Origin of the sequence: Bacillus sp. NP247 (assembly GCF_018966865.1) — a bacterium.
Classification (GTDB): domain Bacteria; phylum Bacillota; class Bacilli; order Bacillales; family Bacillaceae_G; genus Bacillus_A.
The window spans coordinates 1,151,819-1,170,919 of sequence record NZ_CP076653.1; the positions used below are offsets into that span (position 1 = coordinate 1,151,819).

Annotated in this window: 16 protein-coding genes and 2 pseudogenes; 6 read left to right on the top strand and 12 right to left on the bottom strand. The window is 37.7% G+C overall.

All coding sequences use genetic code 11. The features are described from left to right. Nucleotides 1-16: 16 nt before the first annotated feature. On the bottom strand, nt 17-2,740 hold the full coding sequence (locus tag KPL75_RS05930) for a calcium-translocating P-type ATPase, SERCA-type (protein ID WP_219919748.1): 2,724 nt from the start codon (nt 2,738-2,740) through the stop codon (nt 17-19). 105 nt (nt 2,741-2,845) lie between these two features. On the opposite strand from KPL75_RS05930, the gene KPL75_RS05935 reads away from it, so the two are divergent. Beyond that, complete coding sequence (locus tag KPL75_RS05935) at nt 2,846-4,555, top strand: Rqc2 family fibronectin-binding protein (protein ID WP_219919749.1); 1,710 nt, start codon at nt 2,846-2,848, stop codon at nt 4,553-4,555. 51 nt (nt 4,556-4,606) lie between these two features. On the opposite strand, the pseudogene KPL75_RS05940 reads toward KPL75_RS05935, so the two are convergent. Further along, nucleotides 4,607-4,735 (bottom strand): annotated as a pseudogene (locus KPL75_RS05940) (DUF1311 domain-containing protein); the annotation flags it as partial. A 278-nt stretch (nt 4,736-5,013) separates the two neighbouring features. On the opposite strand from KPL75_RS05940, the gene KPL75_RS05945 reads away from it, so the two are divergent. Together KPL75_RS05945 and KPL75_RS05950 are read left to right on the top strand one after the other, a co-directional pair. After that, nucleotides 5,014-6,084, top strand: a complete 1,071-nt coding sequence (locus tag KPL75_RS05945; protein WP_219919750.1) for a M24 family metallopeptidase — start codon at nt 5,014-5,016, stop codon at nt 6,082-6,084. Between the two features lie 74 nt (nt 6,085-6,158). Then, a pseudogene (locus KPL75_RS05950) lies at nt 6,159-6,683 on the top strand (DinB family protein). Nucleotides 6,684-6,715: 32 nt separating this feature from the next. Here the strand turns inward: KPL75_RS05950 and KPL75_RS05955 are convergent. After that, nucleotides 6,716-7,084 carry a YoqO family protein gene (locus KPL75_RS05955; RefSeq protein WP_219919751.1) on the bottom strand — a complete coding sequence of 123 codons (369 nt, stop codon included), beginning with the start codon at nt 7,082-7,084 and terminating at the stop codon, nt 6,716-6,718. Nucleotides 7,085-7,099: 15 nt separating this feature from the next. Beyond that, nucleotides 7,100-7,465 carry a YoqO family protein gene (locus tag KPL75_RS05960; RefSeq protein ID WP_113735497.1) on the bottom strand — a complete coding sequence of 122 codons (366 nt, stop codon included), beginning with the start codon at nt 7,463-7,465 and terminating at the stop codon, nt 7,100-7,102. 158 nt (nt 7,466-7,623) lie between these two features. Here KPL75_RS05960 and KPL75_RS05965 point away from each other — a divergent pair, with 158 nt between their 5' ends. The 3 genes from KPL75_RS05965 (at nt 7,624) to KPL75_RS05975 (ending at nt 9,469) form a co-directional block, all read left to right on the top strand. Next, nucleotides 7,624-8,346, top strand: coding sequence for an MFS transporter (locus KPL75_RS05965; RefSeq protein ID WP_219919752.1), 723 nt, complete (start codon nt 7,624-7,626; stop codon nt 8,344-8,346). 168 nt (nt 8,347-8,514) lie between these two features. Next, nucleotides 8,515-8,769, top strand: coding sequence for a YbeF family protein (locus KPL75_RS05970; RefSeq protein WP_219919753.1), 255 nt, complete (start codon nt 8,515-8,517; stop codon nt 8,767-8,769). Between the two features lie 22 nt (nt 8,770-8,791). After that, on the top strand, nt 8,792-9,469 hold the full coding sequence (locus KPL75_RS05975) for an HAD family hydrolase (RefSeq protein WP_219919754.1): 678 nt from the start codon (nt 8,792-8,794) through the stop codon (nt 9,467-9,469). Nucleotides 9,470-9,508: 39 nt separating this feature from the next. Here KPL75_RS05975 and pyrE read toward each other — a convergent pair whose 3' ends face one another. The 8 genes from pyrE to pyrB are packed head-to-tail and all read right to left on the bottom strand — an operon-like array spanning nt 9,509 to nt 19,022. Then, entirely contained in the window at nt 9,509-10,141 is a 633-nt protein-coding gene (gene pyrE / locus KPL75_RS05980; protein ID WP_000711455.1) for an orotate phosphoribosyltransferase, read from the bottom strand. Next, nucleotides 10,138-10,854, bottom strand: a complete 717-nt coding sequence (gene pyrF, locus KPL75_RS05985) for an orotidine-5'-phosphate decarboxylase (RefSeq protein WP_219919755.1) — start codon at nt 10,852-10,854, stop codon at nt 10,138-10,140. The genes pyrE and pyrF overlap by 4 nt, the downstream gene beginning before the upstream one ends. Next, nucleotides 10,839-11,768: a dihydroorotate oxidase B catalytic subunit gene (pyrD, locus tag KPL75_RS05990; RefSeq protein ID WP_219919756.1), complete on the bottom strand. Its 930-nt coding sequence runs from the start codon at nt 11,766-11,768 to the stop codon at nt 10,839-10,841. The genes pyrF and pyrD overlap by 16 nt, the downstream gene beginning before the upstream one ends. Next, nucleotides 11,765-12,544: a dihydroorotate oxidase B electron transfer subunit gene (gene pyrK, locus KPL75_RS05995; protein ID WP_219919757.1), complete on the bottom strand. Its 780-nt coding sequence runs from the start codon at nt 12,542-12,544 to the stop codon at nt 11,765-11,767. Before pyrK ends, pyrD begins: the two co-directional genes overlap by 4 nt. Next, nucleotides 12,541-15,759, bottom strand: coding sequence for a carbamoyl-phosphate synthase large subunit (gene carB, locus KPL75_RS06000; RefSeq protein ID WP_219919758.1), 3,219 nt, complete (start codon nt 15,757-15,759; stop codon nt 12,541-12,543). Before carB ends, pyrK begins: the two co-directional genes overlap by 4 nt. Further along, on the bottom strand, nt 15,744-16,841 hold the full coding sequence (locus tag KPL75_RS06005; RefSeq protein ID WP_128281171.1) for a carbamoyl phosphate synthase small subunit: 1,098 nt from the start codon (nt 16,839-16,841) through the stop codon (nt 15,744-15,746). Before KPL75_RS06005 ends, carB begins: the two co-directional genes overlap by 16 nt. Next, the gene (pyrC, locus tag KPL75_RS06010; RefSeq protein ID WP_219919759.1) at nt 16,838-18,124 is read right to left on the bottom strand and encodes a dihydroorotase; all 1,287 of its coding nucleotides are present in this window, start codon (nt 18,122-18,124) and stop codon (nt 16,838-16,840) included. The genes KPL75_RS06005 and pyrC overlap by 4 nt, the downstream gene beginning before the upstream one ends. After that, complete coding sequence (gene pyrB / locus KPL75_RS06015) at nt 18,108-19,022, bottom strand: aspartate carbamoyltransferase (RefSeq protein WP_219919760.1); 915 nt, start codon at nt 19,020-19,022, stop codon at nt 18,108-18,110. Before pyrB ends, pyrC begins: the two co-directional genes overlap by 17 nt. Between the last annotated feature and the right edge of the window lie 79 nt (nt 19,023-19,101).

A 19,101-nucleotide genomic window follows, 5' to 3' on the forward strand; every position in this document is an offset into this window, starting at 1 on the left:
ATTTTCATATCATTGACTATTTCAAGTTTAATCCCTTCTTATATAACAGTGGCTTTTTCTTTTTTTCCTTTTTTCTTGTTAATAAAGATCCTACTAATAAGAAGGTCGGAATAGATGATAATCCCCCAATTAGCAACCAATCTCGTGCTTGTATCGGCATTGTGCTAAAAATCGGCTGTAATGGTGGATAATATATAACTACAAGCATTAACAGTAAAGAAATAATAACCGACCCTACTAAATATATATTTCCAAACGGGTTGCGGTGAAATATAGAATGTTCACTACGACAATCAAATACATGAATAAGCTGAGCCAGTACTAATGTTGCGAAAGCTACCGTTTGTGCATACTTCAATTCATTCGGATGCTGGTTAAATGCAATAATAAACGCTACTAATGTCACTGCTCCGATTAGAAAACCACGACTTATAATTTTCCACGCAAGCCCTCTAGCGAACACCCCTTCTTTCGGATGGCGTGGTGTTCTCTTCATCACGTCTCCTTCAGCCTTATCCAAACCTAATGCCATCGCTGGTAAACCGTCAGTAACTAAGTTCACCCATAAAATTTGAATTGGAACCATCGGCAATGGCAGTGCAAGTAACATCGCAAATAACATAACTAAAATTTCACCAACGTTTGATGCTAACAAATAACGAATAAACTTCCGAATATTTTCATATATGTTTCTACCTTCTTTAATCGCCGATTTAATCGTAGCAAAGTTATCATCTAACAACACAAGTGAAGAAGCTTCTTTTGCAACATCTGTCCCTGTAATTCCCATCGCAATCCCTATATCCGCTGTTTTAATAGCCGGAGCATCGTTCACCCCATCACCTGTCATAGCTACTATATGCCCCTTATTTTGCAGCGCCTTAACGATTTTCAATTTATGCTCAGGAGACACACGAGCGAATACATACGTATCCTCTACAATATCTTCTAATGCCTCTACATCCATATTCGCAAGTTCTACACCTTCAACAACGCGTCCACCCGCGGGTAAAACCCCTAGCTGTTCCGCAATTGCCATTGCTGTCACTTTATGATCTCCCGTAATCATTACCGTTCTAATACCAGCTTCCTTACACTCTTTCACTGCTTGCGCCACTTCTAGTCTTGGCGGATCTATCATTCCTTGTATTCCAACAAGCATAAAATCCTGCTCTACTTCTCTTTCATGTTCAATTGAATCTGTAGCTTTTAACGGTTTAAATGCCACCGCAATCGTTCGTAAAGCTTGACTTCCTAAACTATGAATCGCTGCCTGCACTTCTTTTCGATACATTTCACTTAAAGGTTGCTGCTTATTTCCCCACAAAATTGTTTGACTCATTTGCAAAAGAACATCTGGTGCTCCTTTTGTAATAACAAATTTTTTGCCTTCACGATCACGAACAATAACACTCATCATTTTTCTAGTTGAATCAAAAGGAAATTCACGAATGACTTCAAACTTTCCTTTAAGAGCTTCACGTGATATTCCCGCCTTCATTGCAGCAGCAACGAGAGCTCCCTCTGTCGGATCCCCATCTAACACATACGTCTTTTTCTTTTGAATAACATTCGCATTATTACATAAACAGCCAAATGTAAGTAGTTGATACAATGATTTCGTCTTAGTAGGGTCAATTACTTCTTCACCTTTCATAAACGAACCTGCCGGCTCATAGCCTTGACCTGTTACTTTCCACAATTCTCCTCCTGACCACATATGTGTTACCATCATTTTATTTTGTGTCATTGTTCCTGTTTTATCTGAGCAAATAACAGAAGCACAACCTAACGTTTCTACAGCTGGCAACTTTCGCACAATTGCCCTTTTTTTAATCATACGCTGTACGCCAAGTGATAGCGCAACCGTAACGATAGCTGGCAATCCTTCTGGAATAGCCGCAACAGCAAGCGAAACCCCAGCCAAAAACATGTGATACACTTCATTCCCTTGATATACACCAGCTAGTACAACAAGAGCCGTCAAAATAAGAGCAACAATAATTAAAATTTTTCCAAGCTGTTCTAATCTTCTTTGTAATGGCGTTTCCATTTGCTCAGCATTTTGCAACATATTTGCAATTTGCCCCATAGCTGTATTCATTCCAGTCGCTACGACTACCCCTGTTCCAGCACCTCTCGTTATCATCGTCCCCATAAATGCCATGTTTTTTTGATCACCAATTGAAACGTCTTGGCCTTGTAACGCCTCTACCTTCTTTTGTACAGGTAATGATTCTCCTGTAAGAGCCGATTCTTCAATATATAAACTTGAAGATTCCACAAGGCGAACATCCGCGCCAATACGGTCACCACTAGAAAACTTAATAATATCACCTAGTACAAGCGCTTTTGACGGCGCTTTTATCCACTTCCCATTTCTTAGTACAGTAACTTGAGGGGCTGCCAATTCTTTTAAAGCTTCCAGCGATTTTTCAGCTTTCCTCTCTTGAAAGAAACCGAGGACACCATTGATAATAACAATTGCAACAATTGCAATCGAATCAATATACTCTCCTAAAAAAGCTGAAATAATTGTAGCACCAAATAAAACAAGTACCATAAAATCTTTAAATTGCGCTAAAAACACCATAAGCGCAGAAGGCCGCTTTGCTTCTTGCAATTCATTTGTACCAAATTTCTTTAATCGGCCCTCTGCTTCTTGCTCTGTAAGACCTACCTCCACATTCGTATTCGTTCTTTCCTCCACTTCATGTGCTCGCATTTCATACCAGTTCATCCTGCCATCGACCTCCTGATTCCAGACATACTCTAATGAAAGCTTATTCAGCCTCGTCCAAAAAAATGCTATAATTAACTTTTAGTTAGAAAGGAGTGTTCATTCATGGCATTCGATGGATTATTTACAAGAGCAATTACACATGAAATTGCAAATTCTCTTCAAACAGGAAGAATTTCAAAAATATATCAACCCTCAAAATATGAAGTTTTATTACATATTCGAGCAAACGGAAAAAATCAAAAGCTGATTCTTTCATCTCACCCTACATACGCGCGTATGCACTTAACAAATCAAAACTACGATTCACCAGCGCAACCGCCGATGTTTTGTATGCTTCTTCGCAAACATTTAGAAGGTGGATTTATTGAAAAAATTGAACAGATTGACTTAGAACGTATTATTCAAATTACAGTCCGCAGTCGCAATGAAATCGGTGACGAATCAGTAAAAACATTAGTGATTGAAATAATGGGACGACACAGTAATATTATCTTAGTAGATACGAAAACAAATGTTATTTTAGATAGCTTAAAACACGTTTCTTTAGCGGTAAACCGACATCGTACTGTATATGCTGGAGCTGAATATGTTGCCCCACCAGCACAACATAAAGTTAATCCGCTTCTTATTGAAACAGAAGATGATTTTATTAAACCGCTAGACTTTTTATCTGGCAACATGGACAAACAACTTGTCGGAGCATTCATGGGAATTTCCCCATTATTTGCAAAAGAAGTTGTAAAAAAAGCAGGTATGGCAAATGAAAAAGCGTTATCTGAAGCTTTCTTCAACTTGCAAAAACCTTTGCTAACACATCAGTACGTGCCAGCAATGATAACAGCAAATGGAAAAGAGTTCTTTTATCTATTCCCTCTTTCTCACTTACAAGGAAACGAAAAAACATTTTCATCTGTTAGTGAATTATTAGATCGTTTCTTCTTTGGGAAAGCAGAGCGCGATCGTGTAAAACAACAAGCTCACGATTTAGAACGCTTTATGCAAAATGAAAAAACAAAAAACGAAAAGAAGCTAATTAAACTAGAAAAAACATTACAAGATGCCGGAAAAGCAGATAAATATCAACTATTTGGAGAGCTACTTACAGCCAATATGTACGCTTTGAAAAAAGGTGATAAAGAGATTGAAGTCGTTAACTATTACGACGAAAATGGTGGGACTGTAAAAATCACATTAAATCCTTTAAAAACACCATCTGAGAATGCACAACGCTATTTCCAAAAGTATCAAAAAGCGAAAAATTCAGTTGCTATTGTAGAAGAACAAATCGTAAAAACAAATGAAGAAATTCTTTATTTCGATAGCTTACTTCAACAAATGGAGGCTGCTTCTTCAAAAGATATTGAAGAAATTCGTGAGGAATTGGCCGAAGAAGGTTATGTACGCAATCGTAAGACGAAAAACGCAAAGAAAAAACCGACAAAAACAGTGTTAGACAAATATTTAGCTAGTGATGGTACAGAAATTTTCGTCGGTAAAAATAATAAGCAAAATGATTATTTAACAACGAAATTCTCCCGTCGTGATGAAATTTGGTTACATACGAAAGACATACCTGGGTCCCACGTTGTCATTCGTTCTCTTGAACCTACGGAAGAGACTTTACACGAGGCCGCTAAAATCGCTGCTTATTACAGTAAAGCAAAAGATTCTAGCTCTGTTCCTGTAGATTTCACAAAGGTACGCCATGTCAAAAAACCGAGCGGTGCAAAACTTGGATTTGTTACATATGACAATCAACAAACATTATATGTAACACCAGATGCTGATACAGTAATGAAATTAAAAGCGTAAATACTTAAAAATGCGTTGCTAGCAAGCAACGCATTTTTCTATGTATTCAGCTTAGTTCATATACCCATTCACTAATTCATAACATCTTTCTTTTGTCATCTTATATTTTTCATCTGCAGCTTCGATATATTTCATCGTTCCATTATTTTCATCTGTAACAATTGCTTTAACTTTACTTTCCTAACTTCAATATTGTCAAAAAATTTGACAGTTCTATTTCATATTTGTATAAATTTTTTTACAGTTTGTAAAGAAATTTAATCTTGAGTTGATGTTTTTTTCATTCTCCCACTGCTAATTGAAGTAATCTGTATTTCACGAGCAGCCCACCGCCCACAAATAATGGGCTAAATTTCTTATCTTCTCTAAAACATATGTAATTCCCACTATCTTTTCTCTAAAGATATTTTTTGGCACGCTATTTGCTTTATTCAATACTGTGAAAAGGGGGAATTAACATGACTTTAAAAATTAATAAAATCCAAAATCAACTACAAAACTATGCAATTGATGGATTACTTATTACAAAAAAAGAAAATCTCCAATATGCAACAGGCTTTACAGGTAGTGCTGGTGTCGTCTTACTCTCTGCGGATCAAGCTGTTTTTATAACTGATTTTCGCTATGTAGATCAAGCGAAAGCACAAATAAAAGACGCGGAAATCATTATGCATAAAGGGAATTTGGAAGAAGAAGTTGCCAATCAAGTATCGAGATTACACATTCAAAAACTTGGAATTGAAGAAAATAACATGACATTGCAACAATATAAAAACTTACAAAAATACGTACATGCGGAAATGGTGCAAGTGTGCGAAATCATCGAAAATATTCGTATTATTAAAGACACGCCCGAAATAGAAACAATGAAAATCGCAGCTACTATTGCTGACGAAGCATTTCACCACATCCTTACGTTTCTAAAACCAGGAATAAGTGAAACTGATGTCCGAGATGAATTAGAATTTTTCATGCGAAAAAAAGGAGCTACATCCTCATCATTTCAAATTATTGTAGCTTCTGGTGTTCGTTCTTCTCTTCCCCATGGCGTTGCATCAAATAAAATAATCGAACGAGGTGATATCGTTACATTAGACTTCGGTGCACTTTACGACGGATATTGTTCCGATATAACACGCACTGTAGCAATCGGGGAACCATCAGAAGAATTCAAAAAGATATACAATGTTGTACTTGAAGCATTAAAACGCGGAACTGAAGCAATTAAACCTGGAGAAACTGCGAAAAGTATCGATGATATAACGAGAGATTACATTACAGAGCATGGATACGGTCAATACTTTGGCCACTCTACCGGGCACGGTCTTGGGTTAGAAATACATGAACCGCTTCGCCTATCCCAAGAAAGTAAGGCTACTTTAGAAGAAGGTATGGTTGTTACGGTTGAGCCGGGTATTTATATACCGAACTGGGGCGGTTGTAGAATTGAAGATGATATCGTCATTACAAAAGACGGATATGAAGTTATTACAAAATCAAATAGAGAACTAATTGTTATTCCTTGTTAAAAGCATGGCCTTTTTTAAAAGGAGTTTTTCTCTACACATAGAATTCTTTCTCTGGAGTCACCGTTTAATTTCAATTGAATTTTGTAATCGACAAGATAGATGGTTTACAAGTTGAATTTTCAAAACTTGTTTCCATGATGCATTACGCACGCTATACAACAATGCAAGCGGTGGAAGGCTTAACAATGGAAGAACTTGATTATTTATATGATGAGGAAGCAAATTCAATTGGCATGTTATTGTACCATATGGCTGCTATTGAATTTTACTACCAAATTCATACCTTTGAAGATCGCGAACCGACTGATGCTGAATTAGAACGTTGGTTACCTGCTGTTGAGTTAGGGGATCTTGGACGAGAAAAAATAAAAGGAAACTCCATAGAGTTTTACATCCATACATTACAAGAAGTACGCTCTAAAACAATTGAAACTTTTCAATCGTTACCTGATTAATGGCTATTTAAAACGACAGACTTTTGGCATGACAAACCAGCAAATAACTACTTTAAGTGGTTTCACGTATTTGAAGATGAGATCAACCATCGCGGACAAATTCGTTTAATTAAAAAGATGCAAAAAGCTCATTCAGTAAAGTAAGAAAATGCCACCGAATAAGGTGGCATTTTCTTTTATTCATTAACGAATAACTTTTCGTTTACTTTTTTAGCGACTACCGCTACCGAAATTAAAATGCATATTAAATATAGCATTTTCGCAATAAATAACCACCCTTGAAACATTACAATTCCATCTATTATCTCATTTCCTTTCAATAACAAAAACGGAATCGTGCTAATTATAATAACAAACTCGATACTGAAAACAATTTTCTTTTTTCGACTATATGCTTTCCATTCATCCCAGCGATACATAGGAGCAAAAATCAATACTCCTATACATAATATAACTGGTACCCATTCACTTTTAAGAAATTGCCCTGAAATAACTGATAATAGTAAACAAACGAGCACACCATAATACCCTATTTTCTCTCTCATTCGTACTCCCCCATTCTACTTCGCCTTTAATATGTAACTTGCTATGCTTATAACAATTCTTAGAAAAATAACAACTACAAGTACAATATAAAGACCTTTTGCAGAAGACATCCATTCTTGAAAAATAGACATTTTCTCCATCTGTTTCTGCCCTTCTATTAAAATAAACCCTATGAAAAATGAGCAAACAACAGTGATACCTATCATAATTCCAATGCTTTTCTTGCTATATTGTTTCATATCATCCCAGTTATATAACAGTACAAAAACAAACCCGAAAACAGGTATGATACTTACCCATTCATTGTTTGTAAACTGACTTAAAATGATTAATAGACTGCAAGATATGATGAATCCCCAAAATCCAATTTTTTTGTGCATAGCTCCTCCTTAAATTCCATTTTTAGGATTAATTGTATTGTAACATCCATTTCTCATTCTTACCATTACAGTACATGAAATTTTCTTTTTTCTATACTCACATACTTTCACTGCTTTCATACAATGAACTACACAAATGCCTAAAGGATGTGCATGTTATGGGAGTTGAATTAACGCTGTTGCACGCTCTCTATATTCTTTGTTTACTCACTATTATTACCTTTTTTATTCTCCGGAAAGATACGACGATTATTTGTATCGTTTTTATCTTTTTATTAGCATTAACCGCTACAAGTTCTATCCCTCTTGCTATTAGCGGTATTTTTCAAAGTTTCATTTTCGCCATTACTGAGCTATTACCAACAATATTGATCATCTCCATTATCGTATCAATGAGTAATCTACTCGTTCATACTGGCATAAATGATACGATGATTTCACCATTTACAAAAATGATTCGTACCCCTACCCTCGCCTACTGGATTATCGGAGACTATTTACCGAAAGGTTCACACGGAATTATTAACGACTTAGGAATCGCCTTATCTCAAACGGTTCCTTTAAATCAATATGTATCCGCAGGAACATTAACTATCGTTGGTGTTATAACAGGGTTAGATGGATCAGGTTTTTCAGGTATGTCACTTGCTGGTTCGATTGCAAATCTTTTCGGCACAGCACTTGGTCATGGAACAGCTACATTAACAGCACTCGGACAAATTGCAGCTCTATGGACCGGGGGAGGAACATTAATTCCTTGGGCACTTATTCCTGCCGCCGCTATATGTAAAGTAGATCCATTTGAACTCGCACGTCGAAACTTTTTACCAGTTGTTATCGGCTTAATCGTCACCACTATCGTTGCGATGTTTATCCTATAACGAAAGCAAGTATTCTCTTGCTTTCGTTTTTTTCATTGTAAAATTCATCATTAATTACTGACTTTCAAAAGGGATTATTTATATGTTAGCGAAATTATATTAGGAGAGTATTTATTTCAAAACGTTTACGAAGAACAGATCACTCCAATTAGAAAAGGGGACATACCTATGAATGAATTGATTTTCGTCTTATTAATTTGTCCATTACTTATCTTTATTGTTTCTGTTATTGGAACACGTAGAACGAAAATGTATTACGTAATGCCGATTGTAACGTTTGCTAGTTTTTTAATACTAGGTGTTATCGCCTTTACTCCAAAGTTTTTCTTTTGGGTTGGCATGTATAGCATCTTCTCGTTTATTGTTTCTTATATGACTCTATTGTTTGTGAGAGGATATGAGGTTGCGGAAAATGCTAAGTAATTATCATTAAGGAGATTGTAATATGGTTTTCTTTGATATCGATGGAACTTTACTTGACTATGATACCGCTGAGAGAAATGGCATCTCACATTTCTTCCAAGAGTATAATGGTATTTTTTTAGGAAATGAATTAGAGGCTACGAAACTATGGCACGAATTATCCGAACAATATTTCAATAAATTTTTATCCAAAGAATTATCTTTTCAAGACCAACAAGGGTTGCGAATATCTCATTTATTTAAAGTATATGGAGTTGATTTATCACCCCAGGAATCTCAGCATAGATTCAATCAATATATAGAACTATATAAGAAAAACTGGATCGCGTTTGAAGATGTACTCTATACATTACAAAGCTTGCAGCAAGGAGGATACTCATTAGGTATCATCAGTAATGGGGACTATGAACAACAAATCGAAAAATTAACAGCTCTAAACATTCTACAATATTTCAAATATATTTTTACTTCTAGTGAAATTGGTATATCAAAACCAGATCCGGAAATTTTTCACAGCGCCGTATTACAATCGAATCTTGAAATGAAAGATTGCTATTATATTGGCGATCGATTAGAAACAGATGCCATTAGTAGTACAACAGCCGGCATGCAAGGGATATGGTTAAATCGGAATAATTCGCAGCTAAAATGCGCTGTTCCTACTATATGTTCTTTACATGAAATTTTAACAATGATATAAAAAGACGACCGCGTTCCCCCGCAGTCGTCTTTTTTCATATTACGCTGTAACCCAAGCCTCGTCCGCTGGATTTTTACGCCACTCTTGTAATTTTTTCGTTTCAGCTTGTCCAATCATACCTTTTTCTGCTGCAACTTCAGTTAATGCACTGTAATCACTTAAAGAATATGATGCTACGTTAGCTGCTTCTAGTTTCTCTTTTCCTGACTCAAGCTCGTATGTGAAGATTGATACGATTCCTAATACTTCACAACCAGCTTCGCGAAGTGCTTCTACACATGTAATTGCACTACCTCCAGTTGAAATTAAGTCTTCTACTACTACTACTTTTTGACCTTTTTCAGCTTTTCCTTCGATTTGGTTCCCTTTACCGTGGCCTTTTGCTTTACTACGTACGTAGCACATTGGTAAATCCATACGATCGCTTACCCATGCAGCGTGCGCAATACCAGCAGTTGCTGTTCCTGCAATAACTTCTACAGTTGGGAAGTGCTCTTTAATTAACTCTTCTAATCCAGCTGCAATCGCTTGACGTACTTTTGGATAAGATAAAGTTAAACGGTTATCACAATAAATTGGTGATTTCATACCAGAAGACCATGTGAATGGATCATTCGGTTGTAAAAATACTGCTCCAATTTCTAATAAATGCGATGCGATTTCTTTTTTCATACTGTTACACCTTCCCACTGTTGTTTTACTGTTTTATACGCTTCAAGCGGATTTTCTGCTTTCGTAATACTACGTCCAACTACGATGTAGCTTGAGCCAAGTTCCCTCGCACGTTTCGGTGTTGCTACGCGCACCTGGTCATTTACATCATCACTTGCAAGACGAATCCCCGGTGTTACTGTTACAAATTCATCTCCGTATACTTCACGTAATTTTGGAACTTCAAGTGTTGAACAAACAACTCCATCAAGTCCACTTTCTTTCGTTAATTTTGCATAATGAGCAACCGCTTCTTCTAACGTTTTCTCAATGCCGATCTCTTTTTTCATCATAGCTTCCGAAGTGCTTGTTAGTTGTGTAACTGCAATACAAATCGGTCTCTCTTTTCCTTCTTGCTTACCTTCCTCTAATCCCTCAATCGCCGCTTTCATCATGCTACTTCCCCCAGCAGCATGAACATTTACCATATCAACATCTAGACTAGCTAGGCTACGCATAGCGCTTTTTACTGTATTCGGAATATCATGAAGTTTTAAATCTAGGAAGATCTTATGTCCCTTTTCTTTTAAGTACGTAATAATTGCAGGGCCCTCTTTGTAAAATAACTCCATACCAACTTTGACAAATAACTCTTCCCCTTCAAAGTGGTGTAAGAATTGTTCTACTTCTTGTTTCCCTGGAAAATCTAGCGCAACGATTAACGACTGTGACATGTTTGCTTCCAGCTCCTTCCTTGACATTCCGAAATGTGATCGAATCCTAATTCATCTAATAATGCTGGTAACTCTTCAATAATTGTCGGACATACGAACGGATCTATGAAGTTCGCTGTACCTACTGCAACTGCGCTTGCACCAGCGTAGAAGAACTCAATTACATCTTCCGCTGTCTCAACACCACCCATTCCGATAATTGGAATGTTAACCGCTTGGCTCACTTCATGCACCATACGAATTGCCACTGGCTTAATCGCAGGACCTGATAGTCCGCCAGTACGGTTTGCTAAAATTGGTTTAGCTGTTTTTAAATCTAGACGCATACCAAGCAATGTATTAATCATCGTTAAACCATCTGCACCTGCATTTTCAATCGCTTTTGCAATCTCCACAATGTTTGCCACGTTCGGTGACAATTTCACATATACAGGTACTTCAGAAACCTCTTTTACTCGCTTCGTTAAATCAGCAGCAATTTCAGGATTTGTACCAAAAGCGATACCACCTGTTTTTACGTTCGGACAAGAAATATTTAATTCTAGTGCATGGACATTAGGCGCTTTAGAAATTTCCTTTGCAACTGCTACGTAATCCTCAGCTTGTGAGCCCGCAACATTCGCAATGATTGGAAGATCAAATTGTTCTAACCATGGTAATTCAGAATTCATTACTTTTTCTAAACCTGGGTTTTGAAGTCCAATTGCATTTAACATGCCGCCCGGTGTTTCAGCAACACGAGGCGTCGGATTTCCATAACGTGGTTGTTCTGTCGTCGCTTTAATCATGATTGATCCTAGTACACTTAAATCGTAAAACTGTGCATATTCACGACCAAATCCAAAGCATCCAGATGCCGGTATAATTGGATTTTTTAATGACAATCCCGGTAATTCAACTTGCAATCTGCTCATAGTACAACCTCCCCGATTGGAAATACTGGTCCGTCGCTACACACCTTCTTGTAAGAATGTCCATTTGGATCTTCTTGTAAGTGGCATACACAGGCGAAACAAGCTCCAATACCACAACCCATACGTTCTTCTAATGAAATATAGGCTTTTTTCTCTTTGTAACGTCCTTCTAATGCACGAAGCATCGCTAACGGACCACATGAATAAAGAATGTCAAAGTCAATTCCATAATTGTCAATTACATCTGTGACAAACCCTTTTGTACCGTGTGTGCCGTCTACTGTTGCAACATACGTATCACCAAGTTCTGCAAATTTTTCTTCGTAGAAAACCACATCTTTCGTTTGAAAACCTAAGATGTGAATGACGCGTACACCTTTTGCAACGAGGCGCTGTGATAATTCATAAAGTGGTGGTACACCAATTCCCCCGCCTACTAACAAAGCTGTTTGACCAGCTTCTGCTTCTTCTACAGGAAAACCATGTCCTAATGGTCCTAGTACATCTACCATTTCACCTTGTTTTCTAGTTGCTAATGTTTTTGTCCCTTGCCCTTCCGCACGATATAGCATTGTAAACTCATTCTTCTCTTGATCTACATTACAAATACTAATCGGGCGGCGCAGAAGGGGCGCAATGCCCTCTGCTACCTTAATGTGTACAAACTGCCCTGGTTCGTTCATTTGCTGTACTAACGTTCCTTGAAGCACTAATTCGTAAATGTTTTTTGCGATTTCTTTTTGGTTAACGACGATCATATTTTGCTTTTGCATCATGCATGTACCACCTCGTGACGCTTTGTTTGCGTAATTTCTTTCATTGAATGAGCTGAGAATGTCATAGATTCTAATACTCGTAAGATTGCTCTCGTTGTATCAAGTGATGTTAAGCAAGCCACACCATTTTCTACTGATTCACGGCGAATGCGGAAACCATCACGCGCTGGTTGTTTTCCTTTTGTTAATGTATTGATTACAAACTGTGCTTTTCCTTGACGGATAATATCTAGTAAGTTGTAGTCTTCAGAATCAATTTTGTTTACAACTTGTACTGGGATATTTTGCTCTGCTAATGTTTGTGCTGTTCCAGCTGTTGCTAATAAGTTATAGCCGATTTCGTGGAAACGTTTTGCAATTTCCATCGCCTCTTCTTTATCTTTATCCGCTACAGTGATGATTACTGATCCGTGCGTTGGGATGTTAATTCCTGAGGCAACTAGCCCTTTGTATAATGCTTTTTCAAGCGTTAAGTCTTTCCCCATTACTTCCCCTGTTGATTTCATTTCAGGTCCTAATGTTGTATCAACTGAGCGTAGTTTTGCAAATGAGAATACTGGTGCTTTTACATATACTTCTTTCTCTTCTGGGTGATAGCCAGTTCCGTATCCTTGCTCTACTAGGTTTTGACCTAAAATAACTTTCGTTGCAACATTCGCCATCGGTACGCCTGTAATTTTACTTAAGAATGGTACTGTACGGCTCGCACGTGGATTTACTTCAATTACATACACTTGATCTTTGAATACTACAAACTGGATATTTAGTAATCCAACAATGTTTAATCCTTTTCCAAGTGCAATTGTATGTTCGATAATTTGTTCTTTCAGTTTTGCAGATAAGCTCTGTGGTGGATATACTCCAATTGAATCACCAGAGTGAACTCCAGCGCGTTCAATATGTTCCATAATACCTGGAATGAATACATTTTCACCGTCTGAAATTGCGTCTACTTCAATTTCTTTACCAACCATGTAACGGTCGATCAATACAGGATGCTCTGCGTGAACTTTAACTGCGTTTTTCATGTAGTGCAGTAATTCTTCTTGACGATATACGATTTCCATCGCACGTCCACCTAGTACGTAAGATGGTCTTACTAATACTGGGTAACCAATTTTGTCAGCGATTGCTACCGCTTGTTCTACAGTTGTTGCTGTTTTACCAACTGGTTGCGGGATACCTAATTGTGTTAATGCAGCTTCGAATTTATCACGATCTTCTGCACGGTCTAAATCTTCAAGTGATGTTCCTAAGATTTTCACGCCGTGTTCTTCTAATTTCGCCGCTAAGTTAATTGCCGTTTGTCCACCGAACTGAACGATAACACCTTCTGGCTTCTCTAAATCAATGATGTGCATTACATCTTCGATTGTTAATGGTTCAAAGTATAATTTGTCAGAAATACTGAAGTCTGTTGAAACTGTTTCTGGGTTGTTATTAACAATGATTGCCTCATATCCAGCTTCTTTAATTGCCCATACAGAGTGAACTGTTGCGTAGTCAAACTCAACACCTTGACCGATACGGATTGGACCAGACCCTAGTACAACCACACTCTTACGATCTGTTCTAACCGATTCATTCTCGTCACCATATGTGCTGTAGTAGTAAGGTGTTGCAGATTCAAACTCCGCCGCACAAGTATCTACCATTTTATACACAGGAGTCATATTGCTTTCTTTACGTATATCGTAAATTTCGCGCTCTGTTTTGTTCCAAGCATTGGCGATGTAATGGTCACTGAAGCCCATTTCTTTCGCAGATTGTAACACTTCCATATTTCCTACATTCGCTTTTACTTCGCATTCCATGTTTACGATGTTTTCAACTTTTTGTAAGAAGAAGAAGTCCATTTCACACCATTCGTTGATTTCTTCTTTCGTTACACCTTGACGGATCGCTTCTGCTACAACGAACAGACGCTCATCATCAGCTTTTATAATACGCTTTTTCATCGTTTCTTTATCAAGCTCTTTTAAGTGGTCTAACTCTAGGTGATACACGCCAAGCTCTAAAGAACGGATCGCTTTTAGTAATGATTGCTCTAAGTTACGTCCGATTGACATAACTTCACCAGTCGCCTTCATTTGTGTACCAAGTGTTCTGTTTGCTGATTCAAACTTATCAAATGGCCAACGTGGAATTTTTGAAACGACATAGTCTAATGCTGGCTCGAAGCAAGCGTATGTTTTTTGTGTTACTGGATTTATAATTTCATCTAATGTTAAACCGACTGCAATTTTTGCCGCTAGCTTCGCAATTGGATATCCAGTTGCTTTAGATGCTAGTGCAGACGAACGACTCACACGCGGGTTTACTTCGATTACATAGTATTGGAAGCTATGTGGATCTAGTGCAAGCTGAACGTTACATCCACCTTCAATTCCTAATGCGCGAATAATTCGTAATGAAGTGTTTCGTAACATTTGATACTCACGGTCACTTAACGTTTGACTCGGTGCTACAACGATAGAATCACCTGTGTGAACCCCAACCGGATCGATATTTTCCATGTTACATACTACAATCGCGTTATCATTCGAATCACGCATTACTTCATATTCAATTTCCTTACAACCAGCAATACTCTTTTCTAATAGACATTGTGTTACTGGACTATGTTTTAATCCACCTGATACGATTTCAATTAGTTCTTCTTCATTACTACAGATTCCACCACCTGTTCCCCCCATTGTAAATGCTGGGCGAACAATTACTGGATAACCAATTTCTTTTACAAATTCATGTGCTTCTTCTAGCGTATGAATAATGGTACTAGATGGAATTGGTTCATTTAATTCCTGCATTAATGTACGGAATAAATCACGATCCTCCGCTTGCTCGATTGCTGATAATTTTGTTCCTAAAATTTCAACTCCGCACTCTTCAAGTATGCCTGATTTTGCAAGTTCCACAGCCATATTCAAGCCTGTTTGACCACCTAATGTTGGTAGGATCGCATCTGGACGTTCTTTACGAATGATACGGCTTACGAATTCTAGTGTTAATGGTTCTATATATACTTTATCTGCTGTTGCAGTATCTGTCATAATTGTTGCTGGGTTAGAGTTAACAAGGATTACTTTGTAACCTTCTTCTCTAAGAGATTGACAAGCTTGTGTACCAGAGTAATCAAACTCTGCTGCTTGCCCAATTACAATTGGTCCTGATCCGATTACTAAAATTGTGTTGATGTCTAGGCGTTTTGGCATAACTCTTCCCCTTCTTTCTTGAAGTTTTCAATCATTGCTAAGAAATCTTCGAATAAATCATTTGCATCTTCTGGTCCTGCAGAAGCTTCTGGATGGTATTGCACTGTAAATGCTGGGAACTTCGTATGACGAAGACCTTCTACTGTTCCATCATTTAAAGCAACATGTGTAATTTCAAGTTCTGTATTTCCAACTGATTCTTCTTCTACTGCGTAACCATGGTTTTGAGAAGTGATTGCTACTTTTCCAGTTGCAAGATTTTTCACTGGATGATTTAAACCACGGTGACCGAATTTTAACTTACTTGTATTTGCACCAGATGCTAGAGCAAACAATTGATGTCCTAAGCAAATTCCGAATAAAGGAACTTTACCGATAATATCTTGTAACATTTCAATTGCTTCTGGTACATCTTTTGGATCTCCAGGTCCATTACTTAACATAATTCCATCTGGGCTAAGGCGTAAAATCTCTTCTGCTGATGTATTGTAAGGTACTACAATTACATCACAGTCACGCTTATTTAATTCTCGTAAAATACCATGTTTCATTCCGAAGTCTACAAGTACAACACGATGACCACGGCCTGGGCTTGGATATGGATCTTTTGTTGATACGCGTTTCACATGATCTGTAAAGACAGTTGCTTTCAATTGGCTAACGATGTCCTCTACATCCACATCCATATTACAAAGACGTCCGCGTAATGTACCGTATTGACGAATTTTTCTCGTTAATTTTCTCGTATCAATTCCTGCTAATCCTGGGATATTTCTTTCTTTCAAGTAATCATTTAACGAAATTTCATTACGGAAGTTTGATGGGTGATCACAAATTTCGTTTACGATTAAACCATTTACAGATGGGTGAATTGATTCAAAATCGTCACGGTTAATGCCGTAGTTTCCGATTAATGGATACGTAAACGTTACGATTTGACCGCAGTATGATGGATCAGATAAAGTTTCTTGATATCCAGTCATCCCAGTTGTAAATACAACCTCACCTGACTTTTCGATTTCTCCCCCGAAACCTTTTCCAATTAATACTGTTCCATCTTCTAAGATAAGTTGTCTTTTCATACTAATGCACTCTCCTTTTGCCATGCGATCTTACCACCAACGATTGTCATAACCGGCCAACCTTGGCATTTCCAACCTGCAAATGGTGTATTTTTTCCTTTTGATAAGAATGTTGTTGGATCAATTTCTTCTTCTTGTTCTAAATCAATGATTGTAATATCAGCTACTCTACCTGCTTTCAGGCGACCTGCTTCTAAACCGAATGTATCGGCTGGTTTTTCTGTTAAGAATTGAATTAGTTGCTCTAATGTAATGATTCCTTTTTTCACAAGGTTCGTATATAAAAGCGGGAATGCTGTTTCAAAACCAGTAATTCCGAATGGTGCTCTTTCAATTCCTTGTGCTTTCTCTTCCGCTGTATGCGGTGCATGGTCAGTTGCAATCATATCGATCGTTCCATCTAATAGCCCTTCAATTAACGCTGCATGGTCTTCTTTTCCACGAAGCGGTGGGTTCATTTTAAAGTTAGGATCAACTGATGGGATATCATCTTCACATAACACTAAGTGATGCGGTGTTACTTCTGCTGTTACTTTAATCCCAGCACGTTTTGCATCACGGATTACACGTACAGACCCTTTCGTACTTACGTGACATACGTGATAGTGACAATCTGCCGCTTCAGCAAGCAGTATATCCCTTGCAATATGTACAGATTCACATACTGATGGGATACCGTTTAATCCGTGTTTCTCAGAAAACTTCCCTTCATGTACACAACCTTTATTAATAAGTGTATTTTCTTCACAGTGTGCAACTACTGCCATATCCAACTTCGCTGCACGCTTCATAGCAGCTAACATCATGCTCGCATCTTGTACGCCTACTCCATCATCAGTGAAAGCGAATGCTCCAAGCTCTTTTAACGTTTCGAAATCTGTCATTTCAGAACCTGCTTGACGTACTGTAATTGCTCCATATGGTAATACATTTACGTGCGCTTTTTCTTTAATACGTTTTTGTAAGTCTTCCATATGTTCCCTGCAATCTGGTACTGGGCGTGTATTTGGCATTGCACAAATTGTAGTGAATCCACCTTTTGCCGCTGCTAGTGTGCCTGTTTCAATTGTTTCTTTATGTTCACCACCTGGTTCACGAAGATGTACGTGTACATCTACTAATCCAGGTGCGATTAACTTTCCGTTCACATCGATTACTTCAGCATTATCTGCCGTAATATTTTCTGCTACTTTCGCAATTTTACCGTCTTGTACGAGAAGATCCGTTGCTACGATTATTCCTTCTTCATTCATATAACGACCATTTTTAAACAAATAATTCATGTTTCATTCCTCCTAATACATTTGGTAAGGCGCGTTTTAGTACAGCCATTCTTACGTAAACTCCATTTTCCATTTGTTTAAATATGCGTGAACGCTCACACTCAACAAGTTCACTAGCAATTTCCACATCACGGTTGAAAGGAGCTGGATGCATAATAATGCTTCCTTCTTTCATACGTTTTTCTCTTTCAAGCGTTAATCCGTGTTTTTCATGATACTCTTTCATAATGTCTGTTTCATAATGATCATGACGCTCATGCTGTACACGAAGTAACATCATCACATCAACTTCTGGAACAAGCTCATCTAAGTTTTTGTACGTTCCAAATGTGTTTTTTTCATCTTTCCACTCTTCTGGGCTTGCAAAATAAATCGTTGCCCCAAGTTTCGTTAATGTTTCAGCATTGGATCGTGCTACTCGGCTATGGCGAATATCTCCAACAATTGCAATCTTTAAACCTTCAAAACTTCCAAACTCTTGTTTAATTGTTAGAAGGTCGAGCAGACATTGCGTTGGATGATTTCCACATCCATCTCCAGCATTTAAGATTGGAATGTTTACTTGATCTTTTAGCTCATCGAAGTAACGATCTTGCTCGTGGCGGATGACTACCGCTTTTGTTCCGATTGATTCTAGTGTTCTTATCGTGTCGTATAACGTTTCTCCTTTTTGTACGCTAGATGAATCTGCTGAAAAGTTTAACACGTCAAGTCCTAATCTCTTCTCAGCAACTTCGAAGCTAAATCTCGTTCTCGTACTATTCTCAAAGAACAAGTTCGCAACAAAAGTTTGCTCTGTTGTTTTGCTCTCTTTTCCATTCGCGAAATCTTCTGCGTCTTTTAGGATTTCTGAAATTTCTAGTTCCGATAATTCACTCATCGTTAACAAATGGCTCATCGTCATCCCTCATCTTTCTGTTTTTTATGATAGCACTTATGGATTTTTATAACAACATTTGTATAAAAATACCCTAGTC